Source organism: Nannocystis punicea (assembly GCF_026965555.1).
Classification (GTDB): domain Bacteria; phylum Myxococcota_A; class Polyangia; order Nannocystales; family Nannocystaceae; genus Nannocystis; species Nannocystis punicea.
This window is the reverse complement of sequence record NZ_CP114040.1, coordinates 4,776,529-4,797,853: the sequence shown is the minus strand read 5'-3', so window position 1 is coordinate 4,797,853 and position 21,325 is coordinate 4,776,529. Positions and strand designations below refer to the sequence as shown.

Annotated in this window: 13 protein-coding genes; 5 read left to right on the top strand and 8 right to left on the bottom strand. The window is 73.0% G+C overall.

Features of this window, described 5'->3' with window-relative positions; genetic code table 11:
* The first annotated feature begins 75 nt into the window (after positions 1–75).
* The gene (locus O0S08_RS18525; RefSeq protein ID WP_269040506.1) at positions 76–501 is read left to right on the top strand and encodes a GFA family protein; all 426 of its coding nucleotides are present in this window, start codon (positions 76–78) and stop codon (positions 499–501) included.
* 461 nt (positions 502–962) lie between these two features.
* Here the strand turns inward: O0S08_RS18525 and O0S08_RS18520 are convergent, their stop codons facing one another.
* Both O0S08_RS18520 and O0S08_RS18515 read right to left on the bottom strand, forming a co-directional pair.
* Positions 963–2,675 (bottom strand): KGGVGR-motif variant AAA ATPase, encoded by a 1,713-nt coding sequence (locus tag O0S08_RS18520; RefSeq protein WP_269040505.1) that lies wholly within the window; start codon positions 2,673–2,675, stop codon positions 963–965.
* A gap of 425 nt (positions 2,676–3,100) precedes the next feature.
* Complete coding sequence (locus O0S08_RS18515) at positions 3,101–5,530, bottom strand: HTTM domain-containing protein (RefSeq protein WP_269040504.1); 2,430 nt, start codon at positions 5,528–5,530, stop codon at positions 3,101–3,103.
* 89 nt (positions 5,531–5,619) lie between these two features.
* On the opposite strand from O0S08_RS18515, the gene O0S08_RS18510 reads away from it, so the two are divergent.
* On the top strand, positions 5,620–6,204 hold the full coding sequence (locus O0S08_RS18510; RefSeq protein ID WP_269040503.1) for a hypothetical protein: 585 nt from the start codon (positions 5,620–5,622) through the stop codon (positions 6,202–6,204).
* Between the two features lie 286 nt (positions 6,205–6,490).
* Here O0S08_RS18510 and O0S08_RS18505 read toward each other — a convergent pair whose 3' ends face one another.
* From O0S08_RS18505 to O0S08_RS18495, 3 genes are all read right to left on the bottom strand, one after another.
* Complete coding sequence (locus O0S08_RS18505; RefSeq protein ID WP_269040502.1) at positions 6,491–7,810, bottom strand: radical SAM/SPASM domain-containing protein; 1,320 nt, start codon at positions 7,808–7,810, stop codon at positions 6,491–6,493.
* Positions 7,811–7,964: 154 nt separating this feature from the next.
* Positions 7,965–10,463 (bottom strand): SPFH domain-containing protein, encoded by a 2,499-nt coding sequence (locus tag O0S08_RS18500; protein WP_269040501.1) that lies wholly within the window; start codon positions 10,461–10,463, stop codon positions 7,965–7,967.
* 102 nt (positions 10,464–10,565) lie between these two features.
* Entirely contained in the window at positions 10,566–10,883 is a 318-nt protein-coding gene (locus O0S08_RS18495) for a hypothetical protein (protein ID WP_269040500.1), read from the bottom strand.
* A gap of 2 nt (positions 10,884–10,885) precedes the next feature.
* Here O0S08_RS18495 and O0S08_RS18490 point away from each other — a divergent pair, with 2 nt between their 5' ends.
* The 3 genes from O0S08_RS18490 (at position 10,886) to O0S08_RS18480 (ending at position 16,073) form a co-directional block, all read left to right on the top strand.
* Positions 10,886–11,908, top strand: a complete 1,023-nt coding sequence (locus O0S08_RS18490; RefSeq protein WP_269040499.1) for a Glu/Leu/Phe/Val dehydrogenase dimerization domain-containing protein — start codon at positions 10,886–10,888, stop codon at positions 11,906–11,908.
* A gap of 302 nt (positions 11,909–12,210) precedes the next feature.
* Positions 12,211–14,520, top strand: a complete 2,310-nt coding sequence (locus O0S08_RS18485; protein ID WP_269040498.1) for an ATP-binding protein — start codon at positions 12,211–12,213, stop codon at positions 14,518–14,520.
* A gap of 218 nt (positions 14,521–14,738) precedes the next feature.
* Entirely contained in the window at positions 14,739–16,073 is a 1,335-nt protein-coding gene (locus O0S08_RS18480) for an OmpA family protein (protein WP_269040497.1), read from the top strand.
* Between the two features lie 182 nt (positions 16,074–16,255).
* Here the strand turns inward: O0S08_RS18480 and O0S08_RS18475 are convergent, their stop codons facing one another.
* From O0S08_RS18475 to O0S08_RS18465, 3 genes are all read right to left on the bottom strand, one after another.
* Positions 16,256–17,581 carry a M16 family metallopeptidase gene (locus O0S08_RS18475; RefSeq protein ID WP_269040495.1) on the bottom strand — a complete coding sequence of 442 codons (1,326 nt, stop codon included), beginning with the start codon at positions 17,579–17,581 and terminating at the stop codon, positions 16,256–16,258.
* 164 nt (positions 17,582–17,745) lie between these two features.
* Complete coding sequence (locus tag O0S08_RS18470; RefSeq protein WP_269040494.1) at positions 17,746–19,038, bottom strand: M16 family metallopeptidase; 1,293 nt, start codon at positions 19,036–19,038, stop codon at positions 17,746–17,748.
* 95 nt (positions 19,039–19,133) lie between these two features.
* Complete coding sequence (locus O0S08_RS18465; RefSeq protein ID WP_269040493.1) at positions 19,134–20,204, bottom strand: methyltransferase; 1,071 nt, start codon at positions 20,202–20,204, stop codon at positions 19,134–19,136.
* Positions 20,205–21,325 lie beyond the last annotated feature (1,121 nt).

Below are 21,325 nucleotides of genomic sequence, written 5' to 3'. Positions count from 1 at the left end.
CTCGTCCGGCCGCGAGCAGCGTCGCTACTGGCGCGGCGATGCTCCGTCGCCCATGCTCCTCGCGGAGACACGACCATGCCAAGGACGTATCACGGCAGCTGTCACTGCGGCGCCATCCGCTTCGAGGCCGACATCGATCTGGCGGCCACCGGCATTCGCAAGTGCAACTGCAGCTTCTGCTGGAAGCTCGGCTACCGCAAGGCCCTCGTGCCTCACGAGGCCGTGCGCATCACCGCCGGCCAGGACGTCATGAAGGACTACCAGCCGACCCCGCTGCACTGGCCGCCCGGCGACATCAACCATTACCACTGCGGCACCTGCGGCGCCCACGTGTTCTCGCGCGGCTACCTCGAAAAGGAGATGGGCGGCCACTTCTGGGCGGTCAACGTCGCCTGCCTCGACGACGCCACCGAGGAGGAGCTGGCAGCCGCTCCCGTCCTCTACGAGGACGGCAAGCGCGACCGCCAGGACCGCCCGCCGGCGATCACCGCCTACCTGTGATTCGCCGCGGGTCACAAAGACAGCAAGTACGCCGCGAGGATTGACGGACTCGCGGCCCTGATGTCCAAGTCGCATGAGCCTGCTGTCGGCCCCCTCATGCGGTTGCTCGGCTCGTCACCGCGGCCGAGGCAGCGGAATGGTTCGAGCATGCTCGAGCGGCGCGCCTCGACTCGCATGAACATGCCGTGAGGCGCATCAGGAAACCCTGGCCGAGAGCGAACGCCCTGCACGCGCGTGCCCGTGGCGAGACTGTCCGCGCATGGCCCTCGCGCAAGCATCTGCGGGCTCATATCGGGCGGACGCGACGACCCTGCGCTCGCCTCGCAACACGTCCGGCGAGCACCCACGCGTGACCCGAGTGATCGCCTCGCGCTGTGGCACGCGCCATTCGTGGCGGCGCTGCGATCCCACGCCGATGCGTCCGCGAACGCGCTCGGCCGCTCGTTCGCGTCGGGTAGCCGTCACGCTCGCGGCAATGCGTCGAGCACGGCCAGCGGCGCCTCGTCCGCGATCACCTTCGCCAGCGCTGCCAGCAGCTCCGGCTGCGGGTGCCCGTCGCGTCGCGCCCGGGCCACGTTCGCCGCCAGGTCCCAGCCCGGCGAGCGCACCCCGGCGGTCAGCGCCGCCAGCAGCTGGGACGTCGCGTCGGGGCACAGCTCGGGCGCGTGGGCCAACGCGTAGAAGCACAGCTCGCAGCGCAGCGCCGACCCCGGCTCGGACGCATCCAGCGCTCGCGCCAGCGGCTCTCGCCCCTCCTCCGCGCGGCCCTCCGCGAACAGCAGCCGCGCGAAGTTCCCGAGCAGGTTGCAGTCGTCCGGCTCGACCGCCAGCGCCCGGCGGTACAGCGCCTCCGCACCCGCGACGTCGGCGAACGCGCTGACGCGAAAATTCGCGTAGTTGCCGAGGTGATGCGCGTCCTCGGGGGCCCGCGCGATCGTCTCGCGATAGCACGCGTCGGCCCGCGACCGATCGCCGCGGACCAGCGCGAGGAAGTTGGCGTAGTTGCCGCGATGATCGGCGTCCTCGTCGTCGGCCGCAAGCGCCCGCTCGTAGTACGTCTCGGCCAGGTCGTGCTCGCCGCACACGTCGCTGAGGAACGCCGCGAAGTTGCCGAGCATGTCCGCGTGGTCAGGCGCCCCGGCCAGGAATCGCTCGTAGAAGCCGCGCGCCCGCGGATTTTCGGTCCGGTGCAGCGCAGTGGCGAAACTCGCGTGCGTCGGCGAGTCGGCCGGCAGCGCCTCCGCCAGCAGCGCGAACACCGGGTCGGTCGCGTCTGCCGGCGCCGTGTGCTCGCGCAGCCACGCCAGAGTCGCGGTCAGCGGCTCGCCGCCGGGTTCGACCACCCGCGCCAGCCGCAGCAGCGACAGCACGCGCGGCCACGCCTCCTCGGCGATCGCCGCCTCGAGCGCGCGGAGGATCGATCGCACCTCGAACCCCGCGTCGACCACCACCGCCCGCGCCAGCTCCACGTGCGCCGCGAACACCGGCCCGCGCTCGCACGCCCGCTCGTCGAGGGCCACGCGCGGGTGCTGCGGGATCACCAGCGACAGCTCGAGCCCCGCCTCGCGCGCCGCGGCCTCGCGCGCCGCCCTCAGCTCGTCCTCGCCGAGCGGCAACAGGCTGCCCACCACCCGCGTCGGCACCCCCGCCTCGCCGCAGCGACGCGCCAACTCCGCCGTGCCCGCCACGTGCTGGCGATTCAGCGCCGTGAACAGCACCGCCCGATCGGCCACAGCGCGCACGATTTTTTCGCTGACCCGCGACGAACCGGCCGCGACGTCGACGAGCACGACGTCCGCGATCCCGGCCGCCGCGATCGCTCCCCGCAATTCCTCCCACACCGCCGATCGTTCCCCACGCGTCCACGCCTCCAGCCGGTCCCAGTAGGCCGCGTCGAGCCGCCCGGCGGGCAACACCTTCAGGCCCTCGGCGATCGCCACGCACCGTTCGACCAGCGCCTGCTCGGTGCCCGATCCGCGCGCGGCGGCCCACTCGACGATGCCCTCGCAGTCGTGCGCCACGAGCCGCGTCAACCCCGGCGACTCGAGATCGACGTCGACCAGCAGCACCCGCAGCCCGCGCGCCGCCAGCACTCGCCCCACGCCCCAAACCGCCAGAGTGCGCCCCACCCCGCCGTGAGCCGAACCGAACGCGACGAACGACGGCGTCTGCATGCGCGACTCTTACCGTGCGGCTCCGGCCCGCGCACGCGCCCCGACCCCGGGAGCGACGTGCGCTTCCCCCGGTCGCCCGCGCCGCCCGGCGCGCCACGTACATGCCCTCGAGGACATGTCCTTCGAGACCGCTCCGCGACCGAAGCGCCGCCTCACGCCCGTCTCCCGCCGACGTCCGCAGGTGATATACATGACCTGGAGGACATGTCCTTCCGACCCGACTCGACCGGGACGCAGGCCCGGCGATGATATGTCCTTCTAGACAGCTACGCGAGCGAAGCGCCGCCTCACGCCCGTCTCGCGCCGACGTCCGCGAGGCGAGACACAGGACCTCGAGGACATGTCCTCCCGGCCCGACTCGACCGGGACGCAGGTCCGGCGATGATCGGCCGGGTCCGGGCCGAACCGCTCACAATCCAGGATGCTCACCGCGGTTCTGCCTCGCGCACCCGGGCCGCCACGCGAGCCCGGCGATCCTCGCGGGCCCAGCGTGCCAGCGCCGCCAGCAGCCCCAGGGCAGCCAGCGGCCACAGCGGCGCCAGCGGATCGCGTCGCGTCTTGCGCTCCGCCCACGTCGCCGGCCGCTCCCACGCGAACTGCAGCGACCCCTCCGACACGGGTCCCAGCCCGTGGCGCGCGCGCACCTCGGGCTGCAGCTGGGCGAACGGCTCGTCCGCGCAGCTCACCTGGACCAGCGCTCGCGACTTCTGCTGCGCCGCAAAGTGCTCGCGCGGGTCGCTCCCCGACGGCGTCAGCGGGGCGAGCAGCATCTCGAGCACCACCTCGCGCGCGGGCTCGCCGTCGTGCGCGAGCGCCCAGCGGCGGCACAGGTAGCGCGCGTGCAACCGCGACATACGCTCGCGCTGCCCGAGCACGTTGTCGCCGACCTTTCGCCAGCGGTCGTGCCACAAGTACGGCCGCGGCAGATCGTCCTCGCGCTGCGGCTCCGCGCCGAAGCGGTGCTGCACCCCGGCAGCGTCGACCACGGTCGCGCGCAGCAGCGCCTGGTCGCGCGGCGGGTTGGGGGCGAACATCGACCACAGCTGGCTGGTGTAGCTGAGCTCGACCCACGGCCCTGCCAGCGCCCGCGCCTGCGCGCGCCACGGCAGGCTCGACCAGGGAGGCAGCTGCCACACCAGCAGCGCCACCACGTGGTACGCGACCAGCCCGCCCGCCGCCAGTCGACCCGCGGGGCCGTGCGCCCACGGCTCGCGCAGCGGCGCGACCTCGTCCCGATCGCGCCGCGCGATCCGCCAGCCGACGAGCGTCAGACCTGTCCCTGCGGCCAGCCAGGCCGCGTGCCACACCCGCGGCCCGCCGCCGGCGACCAGCGCGATCGCCCCGCCCGCGAGCACCAGACCGCCGGCCCCCGCGATCGCCCATCCCGGCAGCGCCGCCGCGTCGCGGTGCAGGTGCGGCAGCGACGTGTCCTCCGAGGCTGTCTCTTTGCACATGCTCTCCGGGACAGGCGCGCCCCATCGTCTCAGCCGGCCCAGCCCTCGCTGCAGCGTCGCCACCGCCCACGGGCCTGCCCCACAGACCAGGTACGCCGCCATCGTCGCCGGCGCGAACGCCCCGACCGCCAGCATCGCGTGGTTGACGAGGTGGAACAGCGCCCCGAACCCCAGCCACCACTTCGGCGCCAGCGGGCCCGCGGCCAGCCGCCGCGCCGCCGCCCCCGCCCGCGGCCCCGCGATCGCCACCGCCGCGGCCACCATCGCCAGCACCCCCAGCGCCGCCGCCCGCTCCGCCGCCCCCGGTATCCCTGTCTTTTCGACCAGGTCCTCGGGGACAGCCGCGGCGATCGCCGCCGCCGCCGCCAGCCCGCCCCAGCACAGCCGGGCCAGCGCCGCCGCCGGCCCGCGCAGCGCCGCCGCCCCCGAGCGCCCGAGCGCCCGCGCGGCCAGGCCGACCAGCACCAGCGGGAACAGCCGCTCCCACCACATCACGCCCCAGCTGGCCAGGCGCAGCGGCCACGGGCCAATCGCCGCGATCGCGGAGGACATGTCCCAACGGACATACGTGTCGCGCAGCAGCACCAGCTGCAGCGCGTCGCCGCTCTGCCAGGCCACGCCGGCCTTGGCCCACCCGTTGGCGCCGTAGCACAGGGCCAGCTCGGCGGCGATCAGCGCCTGCGGCCAGGCGGGGATCCGGCGGTAGATCGCCGCCAGCCCGTGCGGCGCCGCCGGGGACGGCCCCGCCCCCGCGCCCGCACCTGGCCCCGAGGGCATGCTCAAAAGGCCACGTCGCCGCAGCGCCCGGCAGCGCCGCCAGTTGTCGACGCTGTACGCCGCCCCGCAGCGCGACCACATCAGCAGGAACAGGAACGCGCAGAACACCTGCTCCCCGCCCCAGTGGGCGTCGCCGCGCCGCAGCAGCCCGGCGTAGAGCAACCACGTGGCGATCGCGCTGAGCCGGGTGCGAAACCCGAGAGTGAGCGAGAGCGTGGCCGCGAACAACAGGCCGAGGTAGACGCCGACCACACCCGGGCTGTCGGCGAAGTACAGCAGCGACCACCGGCCGCTGGTCACGAACTCGAGCACCGCCGCGCCGTCCAGCAAGCCCGCGGGCTCGCGCACCCCGTCGCCGAACCCGACCAGCGCCCCGCGACCCATCAGCTCCGGCACCGCCGCGCGCGGCAGGAGCCCCTCGTCGGAGAACAGATAGTCGGCGAGCGGCGCGATCTCGAGCAAGTTGACGAGCAGACAGCAACCGAACGCGATGCGGAACAGCGCCAGCGGCCGCGGATCGACCGCGCGGAGCAGCACCCGGCGGAGGCCCTCGCGGTGGAGAGCCACGAGGCCGACGAGGCTCGCCGCCATCAGGGCGAGCGCCACCGCGAGTCCCGGAGACACCGGTTCAGTGTAGCCGAGGCGCGGCGGAGGCGTCCGGACGGTGGCAGATTTTCTGGCGTCACGCGGACCCGATCTGCTAAGGTCCGGACATGTCTTCGCTTATCGATTGCCCCGAGTGCGCCTGTTTGTTCCGAGCCTCCGACGCGACCTGCCCGTTCTGCGGCCATACGCAGCGTCACTCGCTCGGCTCGACGTGGGCCGCCGTCGCTTTCACCGCCAGTCTGGGAGCCTTCGGCGCCGCCTGCCAGGTCGACCGGGACCTCGGCGACGAGACCTCGGCGACCGCCGGCGACCAGACCTCGACGTCGACCGGCGACACGGCCGATACGGCCAACACCGCCGTCGACACCTCGAAGCCGACCGAATCGACCGACCCCGGCGGCGAGACGATCGATCCGACGATCACCACCAACTCCAGCGACGGCGCCACCTATGCCGGCCCCGACGAGGACTGGGACACGTGGGGGGACACCACCACCACCACGACCACCACCGATACGTCGACGACCACCAACACGACGCCCGGCACCACGACGACCACGACGAACGCGACCAACGACTCGTCCGACGCCAGCACCTACGCCGGCCCCGACGAGACCTGGGGCACCAGCGACTCGACCACCAGCACGTCCGACGCCAGCACCTACGCCGGCCCGGACACCGACACCTTCTGAGCCCCCCCGGCGGTCCTCGCCGCCGCGGAGATCTCGGCCCACGACGCATGGCCGCACGAACCCGTTCGTGCGAGGCCATGCGTTGTTTCATTCGCCGATTGGATGGCATGCCCGAAAGGACATGTCCTCGACGTCATCCGTCGAATCCGGCGCTCGCGCCGAGGACTCCGAGCGCCCAGCCCGAATACAAGCAGCGGCCCCACGAGCCGCGGGCGCTCGAGGAGCCCCGGGGGCGCGCTCACCCTCGAGGCGAACGGCTGCGTGCCTCACCGCGAGGTCGATCGCCTCACAGCGTGACCGTGCGACCGGCCCCGTACGGCTCCTCGAGCCGCGACACCCGCGGCTCCTCGATCGCCACCGGCCCGTGCTGCTCGCGCAGCGCCGGATCGACGTGCTCGCGGATCACCCGGAACAGGCCGTTGTCGAACGACTTGCCGCCGGCGCCGCGGACCTGCTCGATGCGCTCGCGCAGCCCGGCGCGGTCCATCATCAGCGCGCGGTGGTGGCAGAACGGATTGTTGCCGGGCCTGCCGAGCAGCGGCTCGGCGGCGGCGGTGCAGCCGGCCATGCACATCTCGGCGTAGTAGCACTCGCGGCAATAGCCCCACAGGTCGTCGACCGTGCGCGCGCGGACGTAGCCGAGCTGATACGACTCCTCCCACACCTTCTTGACCCCGTGCACGCGCCAGTTGCCGCCGATGTTGGTGCCGCCGCCGAGGCTCGGGCAGTTCTTGATCGACCCGTCGCTCTCGATGCCCATCACCGACACGCCGGCCGTGCAGCCGCGCCAGTGCTTGCGCTGCGAGCTCCGCAGGCGCCGCTCGAGCGGGCCGAAGTAGCCGAGGTTGTTGCCGGGCCACAGCCGGACCTTGCGGGCCTCGCAGCGGTCGAGCACCTGCTCGAGCGTGGCGAAGATGTCGATGAACATGTGCGGCTGCAGCAGGATCTCCGGGTGATCGGCCGCGTTGCCGTGCGGCACCGTGATCTGCAGCTGCCACGAATGGATGCCCTCGTCGGCCAGCAGCTCGAACAGCGGCAGCAGCTCGTGGCGGGTCAGCGCGTTGATCTGGGTGTTGCTGGCGATCTTGCCGCCGGCCGCGCGGATCCGCCGCATCGCCGCGAACGCCCGCTTCCAGCTGCCCTGCACCCCGCGCAGGCGATCGTGCGTCGCCTCGAGGCCGTCGACCGAGAAGGTCACGCTGCCGATCCCGGCCTCGATCATCGCCGCCGCGCGCTCCTCGGTCAGGTTGAGGCCGCCGGTCGTCATCGTGCACGCCATCCCGGCCTCGCGGATCGCCCGGATGATGAGGATGAAATCGTTGCGCAGGTACGCCTCGCCGCCGATCAGCACCACCTCGCCGCAGCCGAGGTCCGCCAGCTCGCGCACCACCTGCAGGCACTCCTCGGTCGACAGCTCGTCGGGCCGCTTGTGGCCCGCCCGCGGCCCGCAATGCGCACAGTGCTGGTCGCACGCCAGCGTCAGCTCCCACACCGCCCAGCGCGGCGCCTTGGCCTCCCTGCGGCCCTCGTGGGTCATCCAGCGGTTGGCTGGTGTGGGCAACGAGGCGACCACGGGCAAACGACGGCGCACATCACTTAAGCTCATGGCGACAGCCTAACACGCCGCCCGGACCGACGCTCGCGCGGGCGCGAGCCGGCCTGCGAGCGCGAGGCTGAAGCCTCACGACTTCATTGGCGCGACCGCGACGTCGCTGCCCCGGTCGCCGCGGCCACACCCGCGCGGCGCCGGGGCCCCGCGCTCACGCCCTGTCCGGCTCGTTCGCCGCGCCCGGCAGCAGGCGCGCCAGCGGAGAGCCGCGCAGCAGTCGGCCGAGCACCTCCGCCACGCTCTCGCCGCCGAGGATCGCCAGCGGGGCCATCGACTCCGCCATCTTCTCGGCCAGCGCCCGGTCGCCGAACGCCTGCAACGCCGCGATCAGGTCGGGCGAGACCGCCCGCGCCTTCTCGACCACCGCCGCGACCTCGGCCTGCAGCTCGCGCAGCCGCTGGTCGAGCTGTTGCTGCTGCACCGACAGCTCGAGCGTCGCGGTCGCCTGGCGCCGGCCGAGCTCGGCCCCGTGGATCGCCCCGAGCCGCTCCTGCTCGGCCTGCAGCGCCTGCTGCTGGCGCTCGTGCAGGTCGAGTTTGGCGGCCAGCTCCGCCAGCTGATAGCGCTGCTGCTGCTCGCCCTCGCGGGTGCGCAGCCCGATCGCCTGCTGCAGCGTCGCCGACTTGGCCTCGGCGACCTGCTGCGTGACCGCCTCGGTCTGCCGCACCATGTCGAGGCGGCGCTGCTCGGCCGCCAGCGACAGCGTCTGCTGGACCGCGGCGTGCTGCGCCTGGACCAGCAGCTCGGCGATCGCCTCGTCGCCGATCGTCACCTCGAGCACCTCGACGTCGTACACGCGCATCCCGTTCTCCTCGAAGCGCCGGCCCGGCCGCTTGCCGTCGTCGCCGGCGGTCCCGAGGATCACGTCGCGCAGGATCGCCACCGAGTCGGCGTAGAACTGCTCGATGCCGTGGCGCTTGACCGCCGCGCGGATCAGCGAGCGCAGGTGGTCGGTCAGGAACTTGACGTAATTCTCGACCTCGAACCACTTGTTCGGGTCGCCCTCGAAGTTGACGCGGTAGCTGAGCTGCAGCTGCACGCGCACGAGGTCGCGGGTCTCGACCTCGACCTGGTCGGACACCTTGTTGTTGAGCACCCGCAGGTAGACCGTCTTGTACAGGTTCTGCTCGGTCTTCGGCGTGCCGGTCGACAGCTCGAGCACCTGCAGCGTCTCGTCGTACTCGAGCAGGTGCGTGTGCGGCCCGGCCACGACCTTGCGCTCGCCGGTCTTCGACACCACCAGCACCGCGTAGCCGGTCCACACGTCGATGGCGACCGCGCCGTCGTAGCGGGTGTCGAGCACGATCGTGCGCGGCCCGGTGAAGGTCTGGTTGCGCGTGAAGTCGTCGCCGGCGAACTCCGACGACGGCGGCGGCGGAGGCGGCGGCGCGGCCGGGCCACCCGGGGCCGGCGCGGCCTTGGGCGCCGCCGAGGCCCGCGTCGCCTGCGCCGGCACCGACGTCACCGCCGCGAACTCGGCCGCGATCTGCGGCGCGTTCTGCTGCGCCAGTCGACGGTTGTAATCGTAGGCCTCGCGGTTGCCGGGGAACCACAGCGAGACGGTCTTGGGGTCGAGGACGCGGCGGATGATCAGCTCGATCCGCGGATCCGGCAGATAGATCGCCGGCCCGCGCTTGAGCGTGATGCTGCCCTTGTTGCGGTCGAGCACGTAGCGCGCCTCGCCGGCCGGGATCGCGACCGCGTAGTGCCGCTCCTGATCGCCGTACTTGATGATCGCGTGCTCCGGCCGCGGCAGGTAGATCATCGTGTCCTTGCCGGTGATGAACAGCTCGTCGCCGACCTTGTAGCGGACCCCGTTCTCCTCGTACGGCGCGATGACCTTGATGTAGAGGCCGGTGTTCTCGTTGAGCTCGATCGCCCGGAACTTGCGCGCGCCTCGCATGGCGACGAACGTCTCCGTCGGCTGCGGAAACACCACCGCGGGGCCCTGGATGTAGCGCTTGTTGCCGTTCTCGTCGAGCAGGATGCAGTACTCGAGCCGCTCGAGCGTGATCGCCTCGCGCACGTAGTTGCCTTCGACGTCGGGCACCACCTCGACGCCGGTCGGCGGGATGTAGAACGCGACCTCGGTGCCGCGGATGATCAACAGCGTGCCCATCGTCAGGTCGGGCGGACGCTGCACGTGGACCGCCTCGCCCTCGTCCGCGGCCGCCTCCGGGCGCATGCGCAGCACCGCGTTCTTCCAGTTGGCCTTGGCGCCCTCCTCGTCGTACACGCGGACCAGCAGGTATTGATTGGAGCGCAGGTGGTGGCCCTGGATGACCCGCACCATCTGCCCGGGCCACAGCGCGAACGAGGCCGGCCCGGGGATGTTGACCTTGCGACCGGTGTCGAGCGACGGCAGGTTGTTGAGCGCGCCGGTCCGCGGGTGGCTCTTGTCGGTCGCCGGGTTCTTCAGCACCAGGTACCAGCCCTCGGGCGCGATCGACAGCGCCTGGATCGCGCCGTCGAGCTGGCGCCGCTCGAACCGCTTGCTGCCGGCGTCGAACACCACCGGCGCGTCGGTGTTGGCGAGGCTCGTCTTGTGCGGCCCGACGTAGACGTTGATGTTGCCCTTCGTCTCGTCCAGGATGAAGGCGAACTCGTTCGGTGCGAGGACAAGGTCTCGTTCACGGCCTCGGTCGTTCATGGGGCTCCTGTCGCGACGGCGGACGTCGCGGGCCCCGAGCATACGAGCCGGCGCAGCGCTACGGCAGCCCCGGGGCCGCGCGCCGCGATCGCGCAGGCGCGCTCACGCGCGCGCGACGAGCTCGAAGCCGAGGCGCACGCGCGCGGCGTACGTGTCCCGGAAGCCCCGCTCGGCGCGGGTGGCCTCGTCGGCGCGCGCGAAGCCGACGCCACTCGGCGAGGCGCGCAGCGCAGGCTTCCACAAGCCGGCGTCGACCAGCTCGACGACGACGCCGAGCGCCCCGAGGTCGCCCGCGATCTCGTACGGATCGAGGCCGCCACGGTCGATGCGCTCGAGGTCCTTCGCCGCCCGCTCGCCCGTCAGGTGCCCATGCGACGGTGGGCCGGCGCCCGCGCGCGCACAAGCCGGGTAAAATCGCACCGATGTCCGCGACGATCTCCGAGCTCCTCGACCCCGCCGGCGCCGCTCGCTGCGTGCTGTGGCGCGACCCTCCCTCGGGCCTGGCCGCCGCCCTGGTGATCGACGACCTGTCCCTCGGGCCAGCTGCCGGCGGCGTCCGGACCCGGGCCTATCCCGACGCCGCGGCGATGATCGCCGAGGCCGCCGCGCTGGCGCGGGCGATGACCCGCAAGTGCGCGCTCGCGGGCCTCGACGCCGGCGGGGCCAAGGCCGTCGTGCTCGACCACCCCGGCCTCGACCGCCCGGCGGCCTTCCGCGCCCTCGGCCGCTTCATCGCCGATCTCGGCGGCATCTTCCGCACCGCCGGCGACCTCGGCACCACCCCCGCCGACCTCGCGGCGATGGCCGAGGCCTGCCCCTACGTGCACACCGACGACCGCGGCCTCGCCGACGCAGTCGCCCGCGGCCTGGTCGCCTGCGTCCGCGCCTGCGCCCGCGCCCGCGGCCGCGGCCTCGGCGGACTCCGGGTCGCAGTGCAGGGCTGCGGCGCGATCGGCTCGGCCGTCGCCCGCGCGCTCGCGGCCGAGGGCGCGTTCCTGCTGGTCGCCGACGTCGACCCCCGGCGCGCCCACGACGTGGCCGAAGCGACAGGTTCTCACGTCCATGACCCGAAGGACATCTTGCTGGCGCCGGTCGACATCTTGGCGCCCTGCGCCGTCGGCGGGGTGATCACCGCCGAGGTCGCCGCCGCCATGCCGGCGTGGGCGCTGTGCGGCGCGGCCAACAACCTGCTCGCCGAGCCCGCGGTCGCCGAGGCCTTGCGGGCCCGCGGGGTCCTGCACGTGCCCGACGTGGTCGCCTCGGCCGGCGCCGTGATCGAGGGCATCGGCCGCTCGGTGATGAACCTCGCCGACCGCGAGCCGCTCATCGCCGCGCTCGGCGTGACCGCCGGCGAGCTCCTGGCCGAGAGCGCCGCCACCGGCCGCACCACCGAGGCCCTCGCAGCGACCCGGGCCGCCGCCCGGATCGCCGCCGCCCGCCGCTAGCTGTCACCTTGGACATGTCCGAGGCGCCATGTCTGATGGGTCATTGATGGCTGCAGGTCGCGAGGAGCGCTGCCCCCACGTGCGGACCACGTGGGGGCCGACGCGACCGAGGTCCTCCGCTCGTCTGCTGCTGCCGACGCCGCTCGGCCGGCGACCCCGCGCGGGTGAATGACCACAGTCGTTTTCGCCGCACCTATCCCTTGAAACAGGTGTCGCGCCCGCCGCGCCACGAACGGCGTCAACCGCGTTCGCTGCTCCGGCGACGAGAACACGCCCGGCCGGTCCGCTATGCTGAGGCGCGTATGCAAAAGTCCGAGGGAGACGCCTGCGCCCCGCACGACCTCGCCGCGCTGCTCGACAGCCTCCCGGGGATGGTCTATCGCTGCCGGGCCGATCGCCTCTGGACGCTCGACTACGTCAGCGCCGGCGCGCTCGAGCTGACGGGATATCGACCCGACGAATTGCTGGCGAGCGAGCGGCGGTCGTACGCCGATCTCATCATTCCCATGGATCGCCGCGCGGTCGAGGCGGCCGTCGAATCGGCGGTCGCCGCGGGCCAGTCGTTCACCATGGAGTATCGGATCTGCGACCGCGCCGGGCGCACCAAGCACGTGTGGGAGCGCGGGCGACTGCTGCGCGGCGAAGGCAGCGCCGCCGTGCTCGAGGGCTTCGTCACCGACGTCTCGCCGCTGCGCCGCGCCGAGCACGACCTGCGCGAGCGGATCAAGGAGCTCGAGCTGCTCTACGAGGTCTCGTCGATCGCCGGCGACGAGATCACGCTCGACGAGGCTCTGTGGCAGATCGCCGAACGGATCCCGCGCGGCTACAGCTACCCGCCCGAGGTCGCCGCGCGGATCCAGCTCGGCGACCGCCTCTACACCTCGCCGCGCTTCGCCCCCGACCCGTGCCGTCAATCGGCGCCGATCAGCGTCGCCGGCCGGGCCGCCGGCGTCCTCGAGGTGTGCCGGATCTCCGACTCCGAGATCCCGAGCGCGCGCTACTTCCTGCGCGAGGAGCAGGAGATGCTGCACGTCATCGCCGGCCGGATCGGCGCCCTCGCCGAGCGGGCCCGCATCGTCGAGGCCCTGCGGGCCAGCGAGCGCCACACCCGCGAGCTCTACGAGCGCCTGCCGATCGCCACCCTCGTGTGGCAGCGCCGCGGCGACGCCTTCGTCCTCGTCGATCACAACCGGGCCGCCTTCGCCCTCAGCGACGGCCACGTGCCGGCGTGGGTCGGCCACGGCCTCGCCGAGCTGCTGCCCGACCGCCCCGAGCTCGTCGACGCCATGAAGGTCTGCGTCGCCACCGAGAGCCCCCTCCGCCGCGAGGTCGAGCTCGCCAGGGCCGACGTCCCGTCGGCGATCTACGTCGTCTCGTTCGGGTTCGTCCCGCCCGACCTCGTGCTCACCCACGTGGTCGACGTCACCCGCGAGCGCCACCTCGAGCGCCGCTTCCAGGAGGCGCAGAAGATGGAGGTGCTCGGGCGCATGGCGGCCGGCGTCGCCCACGACTTCAACAACCTCCTCACCGTGATCCTCAGTTACACCGGCATCCTCGAGAAGAGCGTCGCCGCCAGCCAGGCCGCCGGCTCCGACGTCGCCGACCTCGAGGAGATCCGCAAGGCGAGCGAGCGGGCCGCCGCGCTCACGCAGCAGCTGCTGAGCTTCAGCCGGCGCGACATCGTCGCGCCCGAGGTCTTCGACCTCGGCGACAAGGTCCGCGAGCTCCGCGGCATGCTCGCCCGCCTGCTCGGCGAGGAGCGGCTCTTGACGGTCTCGCTGGCCGGCGCGCCGTGTCCGGTGCGGATCGGTCCGGGGCAGATCGATCAAGTCCTCGTCAACCTCGTGATCAACGCCCGCGACGCCACCCGCGCCGGCGGCCGCGTCGTGATCGCCACCGCCACGATCGAGGCCGACGACCACGACGGCGTGCACCTCGACCTGCCGCCCGGTCCTCGCGTCGTCATGACCGTGCGCGACGACGGCAGCGGCATGGACGCGGCGACCAGGGCGCGGATCTTCGAGCCGTTCTTCACCACCAAGGCGCCCGGCCTCGGCACCGGCATGGGCCTCGCTATCGTCTACGGCATCGTCCGCCAGGCCGGCGGCGCCATCGTCGTCGACAGCAACCCGGGCCGCGGCACCACCTTCCGGATCTACTTCCCGCGCGACCAGGAGCCGCTGCCGCGACGAGGCGGGGTCGTCCTCGCGCCGCAGTCCCGCGAGCCCGGCGGCGAGACCGTCCTGCTCGTCGAGGCCAGCGAGCCGGTGCGGCGCCTCGTCCTGCGCGTGCTCGAGGCGGCCGGCTATCGCGTCCTGACGGCCACCGACGCGGCCGAGGCGCTCCTCCTCTGCGAGCGCAAGACCAGCGAGATCCACCTCCTCATCACCGACCTCGTGATGCCGTGGACCACCGGCGCCAGCCTGGCCCAGCGGATCGCCGCGCGCTGCCCCGGCATGCGCGTCCTGTTCATGAGCGGCTCGTCCGAGCGCGCGCTGCAGGCCGCCGCCGAGGTCGACGCCACCGCCAGCTTCATCGCCAAGCCGTTCACCGGCGAGGTCCTCGTCGGCCTGGTCCGGCGGATCCTCGACGGCGGGCCGGCGGTCTCGTGAGCGCCGCGGCGGCCGCGTCGCGCGCCGGCGGGCCCGGGCGCCGACCGCATATCCCTTTCGACATGTCCCTTGGGTCATTGTGACGATCCGCCCCGGCGCTCGTCGCAGCCGCGAGCTCGCCGCGCGGCCGCTCGCTCGCCGGCGGCGGGCGGCAGCGTCCTCGGGTTGTCGCATCGCGCGACCTGATTACTCTTTGCGCGGACTCGAAAGGAACCACCATGACGTTCTCCCTGACAGACACAGTTCGCGACGCCCTGACCTCCGGCGGCATCGTCAACGGCGCCGCGTCCGCCCTCGGGATCTCGGCCGCGTCGGCGTCGAAGGCCATGGGGGCCGCGGGCTCGGTCATGCTCGCCGGTCTGGCCAACAAGGCCCGGGATCCGCTGGCGCTCGGCGAATTTTTCAACATGGTCCAGGACCCCGCGCTGAGCAGCGCCACGCTCGACGACCCGGCGCGTCTGCTCAGCGGCGCTCCCGAGGCCACCCGCGCGCGCGAGCTCGGCAGCCGCTTCACGTCGAGTCTGTTCGGCGGTCGGACGGACGACGTCGTCGCCGGGCTGGCCCGCCACTCCGGGGTCGGGACCACCGCCGCCGCCTCGCTGATGGGCCTGGCGGCCCCGCTCGTGCTGCGAGCCGTCGGCGGCCTCGTGCGCGGCAGCGGCCTGACTGTCGGCTCGCTCGGGCAAGCGCTGCTCGGCAACCAGAGCGAGATCATGAACGCGGTGCCGCCGTCGATCGCCAACCTCGTCGGCCGCGCCCAGATCTACGACGTCGTCCGCGAGGCCCCGCCACAGCTGCCTCACCTGTCGCATCCCGCGGTCGTCGAGCCCAAGCGACCGGCCTGGTGGGCGATCCCGCTGGCCCTCCTGCCGCTTGCCCTGCTCGCCTGGTGGTTCCTCGGCGAGCGCCGGCTCGAGAAGCAGGTCGACACCACCACTACGCGCTACGAGACCCCCGCCGCAGTGGCCACGCGCACGCCTCCGGCCACGCCGCCCGCGACCCGGCCCGCTGCGCCGGCGCCCACCACCCAGCGCGCGCCCGCCCCCGAACCGACGCCCGAGAGCAAGCCGGCGACGAGGCCCGAGCCGGAGGTCAAGTCGGTCCACGTCGCCGAGGTCAACCGCGAGCTGCGGTTCGCCGAGAACGGCATCGAGTCCCAGCTGCTGACGTTCCTGCGCGACAAGAACGCCAAGGTCGACGACAAGACCTGGTTCGAGTTCGATCGCCTGGTGTTCGACACCAACGCGCAGACTCTGGCCGCCGGCTCGCACGAGCAGCTCGAGAACCTCGCGGCGATCCTCAAGGCCTATCCCAACGTGCACGTCAAGATCGGCGGCTACACCGACAACACCGGCGATCCGAACGCCAACCTCAAGCTGTCGCAGGAGCGCGCCGACAACGTGAAGAAGGAGCTGGTCACCCGCGGGATCGCCGGCGATCGCATCGAGACCGAGGGCTACGGCGAGCAACACCCCGTCGCCTCCAACACCACCGAGGAGGGCCGCGCCCACAACCGCCGGATCGCCCTCCGCGTGCTGCAACCGAAGTCGTGAGCCGCACACCCCTCGACGTCATCGACGATCCCCCCGCCGGGCAGCCCGAGTCCGGGCTCCCGGCGTTTTGCGTCCGCTCGCTTCATGTAGATAAAGACATGTCCAACAGAACATGCACTATCAAACATGCCCTCATGAACATGTCCTGAAAAGCACGAGGCCGGGGGCCATGGCGCCGTCGATTAATGAACACCGTCGTCGATCAGCTTCAGCGGACCGAGGCCGAGCGGCTCGACCTGGGCGCGGATCGTCTCGGGATCGCCGACCAGCACCACCTGCAGCTGCGCCGGTTCGAACCACTCCGCCAGCGCGCGCTCCACGTCGTCGTCGCGCACCGCGCCGAGGCGGCGCAGCTCGTCCGCGAGGGCGTCGTCGGGGCGTCCGCCCGCCTGCATGCGCGCGACGGCCTCGACCACCGCCGAGCGGCGCTGGTGTCCCAGCATGCGCTCGACCTGGAACGCCCGCCCGAGCAGGCGCAGCAGGTCGCCGGTCAGGAAGCGGCCCTGCACCGACCTCAGCTGCGAGAACATCGCCCGCAGCGACGATCCGGTCGCTTTCGCGTCGACCTGGGTCTCGATCGCCAGCAGGCCGCCGCGACCGGCCGGCGCGTGGCTGACGGACACGCTGTACGTGTCGCCGCGCTCGCGCCGTAGCACCTCACGCAGGGCCGAGCCGACCACCGCCGACGCCAGCTCGAGCGCGAGGTCGTCGGCGTCGCCGGCGACCGTTCGACCCACCGCGATCGCCGTCTGGGCCAGCCCGGGCCGCGGCACCACCAGCACCTCGCGGCGCGGCAGGACCGGCCCCGGCGCGGCCGCCCGCCCCTCCGTCGACAGGGGCCAATCGGCCAGCGCGTCCGCGGCCGCCTGCGCCAGCTCGGCCCGCGGCGCCTCGCCGACGAACACCAGCGCCGGCCGGGCCCGCAGCCACTGCTCATGCGCCTTTCGGACATGTTCGATCGACCAGCCAGCCGTCGCCCGCGCCTCGCCGAGCGCGTCGAGGCCGGGCGCGGAGCGGCGCTGCAGCAGGTGCAGCGCCCGCCCGGCCGGATCGCCGTCGCGCCGCTGCAGCGCGGCCAGCCGCTCGCTCCGCAGCACCTCGACGTCCTCCGCGGTGAGCTCCGGCCTGCGCACCGCCGCCGTCAAGATCGCCAGCGCCGGCTTCCACGCCGACGCCTCGACCTCGACCTGCAGCAGCGCCCCGTCCCCGAGCCACACCACCTCGATCGCCCCGCCGAGCTCGCCCAGCGCGTCCTCGACGGCGCGATCGGGCCCGCGCGCCAGCAGCTCGAGGGTGAAGCTCCCGAGCGGCGGATCGATCTCCCCACCTGTCCGCAAGACCAGACCGATCGCCGCCGTCGGCCCGGCCCGCCGCACCTGCAGCAGCGACGGCCCGCTCCGCTCGACCCGCGGCGCGACCACCGGCGGCGCCTCGCCCGGCAGCTCGGGCCCCGTGTGCCGCCACGACTGATTGCCGGCGCACGCGCCCAGCAGCGCCCCCGAGAGCAACCACGTCCGGGTCCTTCGCCCGCGTCGCCCATCGCTCGCCGCTCACCCTCCGCCACCACGGCCCGCGCCGCACCCGGCGATCGACGCACCTCCCTCGTTCCTCGCTCGCCCTCCGCCACCACCTGCGCCACCGGTTTCCGGCGCACCGCGACGCATCCTCGAGCTCATCGCTCGCCCTCCGCCACCACCGCCACGCGGGCCTCGGGTCGCAGCACCTCGCGGGCGAAGCGGGCCACCGCCGCGGGCGTCACCGCCGTCCACTCCGCAACGTCTTGCGATCCGCCGAGCGGTTTGCCCGCGGCCGCCTCGTCCGCCAGGATGGCCGCGCGGTCCTGCAGGTCTTGCTGCGCGCTGCGATGCTCTCGCACGATCCGCGAGCGAGCGCGTCGCACCGCAGGCTCCGCCAGCGCCCCCGCGGCCACCTCCGCGAGCACGCGATCGACCTCCGCGATCAGCTGCGCCGGCGAGCCGCCGACCCGGCCGATCACCCGCACGAAGAAGATCGACTGATTCGGCAGGCTGCGCTGCGTCGCCTGAAATTCGGCCACCTGCGGCGGACCCTCCGCGCGGGCCAGGCGGAAGAATCCGCCGCGCTCGAGCGCCTCGGCCAGCACATCGGCCGCAGCGTCCCCCTCGGCGTCGAGCGCCGGCGACGGCCAGGCCATCAGCACCGCAGGGGCCGCGCCGACCGGTCGCTCCGCCGCCAGACGCAGCTCGCTCGAGCGCGTCACCGGCGGCACCCCGCGCGCGGTCGGTCGCGGCCGACCCGGCAGCCCGCCGAACTGCCGCTCGATCCACGCCGGCGTCTCGGCCGGCAGGTCGCCCACCATCACCAGAGTCGCGTTGCCCGGCTGGACCCACGCGGCGAGGAACGCGTCGACATCGGCGATCCTCGCCGCCGCCAGATCGTCCGCGCTGCCGACGATGGCCCCGTGATACGGATGCTCTGCCGGGAACAACGCGGTCATCGCCTGGATCTCGAGCCGCGCCAGGGGGTCTTGCTCCGCCCGCTGGCGCCGCTCGTTGAGCACGATCCGCCGCACCTCCGCCAGCGTCGTCTCGCCGTGCTGGCCGCGCACGAAGCCCAGGCGATCGGCCTCGATCCACAGCACGTGCTCGGTCGCCTGCGCTGGCGCGGTATAGTAATACTCCGTCGCGTAGAACCCCGTCTCCGCGTTGTTCGCGTGGGCCGACAGCGCGTATTCGAGGCCCTCGCGGCGGCCGCGATCGACGTGCGTCGAGCCCTCGTGGGCCACGTGTTCGACCACGTGGGCCAGCCCGCTGCGCCCGCGCGGGTCGTCGACGCTGCCCGCGTGGACGCGCAGCCGCGCCGCCACCAGCGGGGCTCGCCGATCGTGGCGGAGGATCACCTCCAGCCCGTTGTCGAGCCGGTAATGCGCGTCCTGGCCCGGCGTCACGATCGGAGCGGCGAGCAGCGCGAGCACGGCGGCGAGCATCGCCGATCAAGGTACCGCGAGCCCGCGCTTCGGCGCCGCGGTCGCCGATCGGACGCGACCGCCGTCCTCACCCGCGGGCCGTCACCGCCTCGCCGTCACATCGGTCGCGGGCGGCACACCAGCAGCGTGTGACTGACCCCGAGGTCGTCGTACTCGCGCTCGACCTCGAGGCCGGCCGCGTGCACGCAGGCGAGGAAGGTCGTCGAGCGGTACATCTGGCTGGTGCCGTTGGCGATCGCCGTGAAGTACAGCGACGTCATCTGCAGGCAGAAGCTCGCGGCCTCGAAGCGCTGGCGGTCCCAGAACGCCTCGAGGATGTAGATCTTGCAATTTGGCCCGGTCGCCGCCACGCAGCGGCGCAGGATCGACACGATCTCGGCCTCGGAGAAGCAATCGAGGAACTGGCTCATCCAGATCGCGTCGAAGTCGCCCGGGATCACCGTGCGCTCGTCGAGCAGGTCCGCCTCGAGGAAGCGCGCGCGCGCCAGCAGCCCCGCCTCGCGCAGGTTCTGCTCGGCGTTGCGCAGCTGGCCCGGCAGGTCCATCAGCGTCACCTCGACGTCGGCGTCGTGCTTCATGCACGCCGCCGCCCACTTGCCCGTGTTGCCGCCGATGTCGAGCAGCCGCTTCGGCTTGCCCGCGAACACCAGCGGCAGCGCCGCCCCGAACGCCCCGTCGGAATAGTAGTGGTCGAACTGAAACCACGACTTTCGCACCGACTCCGGCAGCTGCGACAGCCCCGCGTACACCGTCGGCCACTCGCCGAACACCTTGAGCCCCTCCGGCTTGCCCGACGCCACCGCCGCGTCGAGCCCCGCGATCCCGTGGTAATTCACGTCGCGGGTGAAGTCGAAGTTGGCCCGCGTCATCGGGTCGTGTTGCACGTACACGCCGGTCTTGGTCAGGCGATAGCGGCCCTCGACCTCCGTCACGAGCCCGATCCCGAGCCCCGCCTCGAGCACCACGCGCGTCCCGTAGATCGGCAGCTCCGCCGCCGCCGCGACCTCCTCGAGCGTGAGCCCGTCCCGGCTGCGCTCGATGGCGAGGAGGATCCCGCGGTCGCGCAGCACGCGGGCCGCCTGAAACACGAACGGAGCGAACGCGATCCACTGCGCGCGCTCCAGCGCCTCGAGCGCGGTGATGGGCTTGGGGGCGTGGACGGTCATGCCGAGGGCCCGACTTTCGCTCACCACGGCCCCGCCGACGAGTGGCAGAAGTCCAGGAGCGCGACGCGCGCTTTCGCCCATCCCCCGGAGCCAGACCCGCGGCTACGGCCCCCCAGACAGGCCGCGAGCGGCTCCCCGCCAGCCACGGGCGGCCCGAGCGCCCGGCCTCCGGCCCGCGCGACGCGGGCGATCTCCCTCGCCCCCGGGTCTGTCCGATTCGCAATGCCGCGGCGAATTTCTCGACACCCCATTCCCCGCTCGCGCCCTCGCGCCACCCTCGCCCGCCCGCCCCTCGCGCCCCGCACCGCAGCCGCATCCCGCTCGGCGTATTCGCCGGACTCGCGGGCCGCGAATCACCAGAGTCCGCGGCCCGACGCCAGGTGCCACGAATCCGTACAAAGCATCGCACCTCCTCGCCATCCCCGTGCGGATCTCCTTTCGCCCGACGCTCTCACCTGTCCGTGAAGACAGCCCATCGGCGCCTCCTCGAGGCGAGGATCCTGACCTCACACCGACTCATCGCCGCGCTCGTGAGGCCCTCCCTCCGCGCAACGCCCTCAGATGTCCCGAAGGACAGCCATCCCCGGCTCCTCGCACCGACGCAGTACCGCGCTCGTGAGGACCTCCCTCCGCGCAACGCCCTCAGATGTCCCGAAGGACAGCCAGACCCGGCTCCTCACACCGATGAAGCACCGCGCTCGTGAGGACCTCCCTCCGCGCAACGCCCTCAGATGTCCCGAAGGACAGCCAACCACGGCTCCTCACACCGACGAGCGCCGCGCTCGTGCAGACCTCCCGCCACGCCCCACGAACAGATGTCCCCAAGGCCAGCCAGACCGCGCTCTGCCGGCGCGAGGATCCAGCTCCTCGCACCGCTCCGTCGCCGCGCTCGCACCGACTCGCCCCCGCCGTGCCGCCCATCGCCGCACCACCGGCGAGCGCCGGATAGGACGTCGAGAGGTCCGTGCGATGGCCGGCCGGCCCCGGCCGGCCATCGCGCGGAGAGGGCCTGCGCAGCGAAGAAGCTCCCGGCGAAGCCCACGACCGGCGCTCGGGCCACCCACGAGGCTGGCCGTGCAGCGGTCGGGGACGCGGGTCGGCGCCCATCCGCAGCGAGATGC

What these genes read in the sequence shown, in the direction of transcription:
- O0S08_RS18525 (WP_269040506.1), top strand. Translation starts at nt 76, where the DNA reads ATGCCAAGGACGTATCACGGCAGCTGTCACTGCGGCGCCATCCGCTTC.
- O0S08_RS18520 (WP_269040505.1), bottom strand. Translation starts at nt 2,675, where the DNA reads ATGCAGACGCCGTCGTTCGTCGCGTTCGGTTCGGCTCACGGCGGGGTG.
- O0S08_RS18510 (WP_269040503.1), top strand. Translation starts at nt 5,620, where the DNA reads ATGTCTTCGCTTATCGATTGCCCCGAGTGCGCCTGTTTGTTCCGAGCC.
- O0S08_RS18505 (WP_269040502.1), bottom strand. Translation starts at nt 7,810, where the DNA reads ATGAGCTTAAGTGATGTGCGCCGTCGTTTGCCCGTGGTCGCCTCGTTG.
- O0S08_RS18500 (WP_269040501.1), bottom strand. Translation starts at nt 10,463, where the DNA reads ATGAACGACCGAGGCCGTGAACGAGACCTTGTCCTCGCACCGAACGAG.
- O0S08_RS18490 (WP_269040499.1), top strand. Translation starts at nt 10,886, where the DNA reads ATGTCCGCGACGATCTCCGAGCTCCTCGACCCCGCCGGCGCCGCTCGC.
- O0S08_RS18485 (WP_269040498.1), top strand. Translation starts at nt 12,211, where the DNA reads ATGCAAAAGTCCGAGGGAGACGCCTGCGCCCCGCACGACCTCGCCGCG.
- O0S08_RS18480 (WP_269040497.1), top strand. Translation starts at nt 14,739, where the DNA reads ATGACGTTCTCCCTGACAGACACAGTTCGCGACGCCCTGACCTCCGGC.
- O0S08_RS18470 (WP_269040494.1), bottom strand. Translation starts at nt 19,038, where the DNA reads ATGCTCGCCGCCGTGCTCGCGCTGCTCGCCGCTCCGATCGTGACGCCG.
- O0S08_RS18465 (WP_269040493.1), bottom strand. Translation starts at nt 20,204, where the DNA reads ATGACCGTCCACGCCCCCAAGCCCATCACCGCGCTCGAGGCGCTGGAG.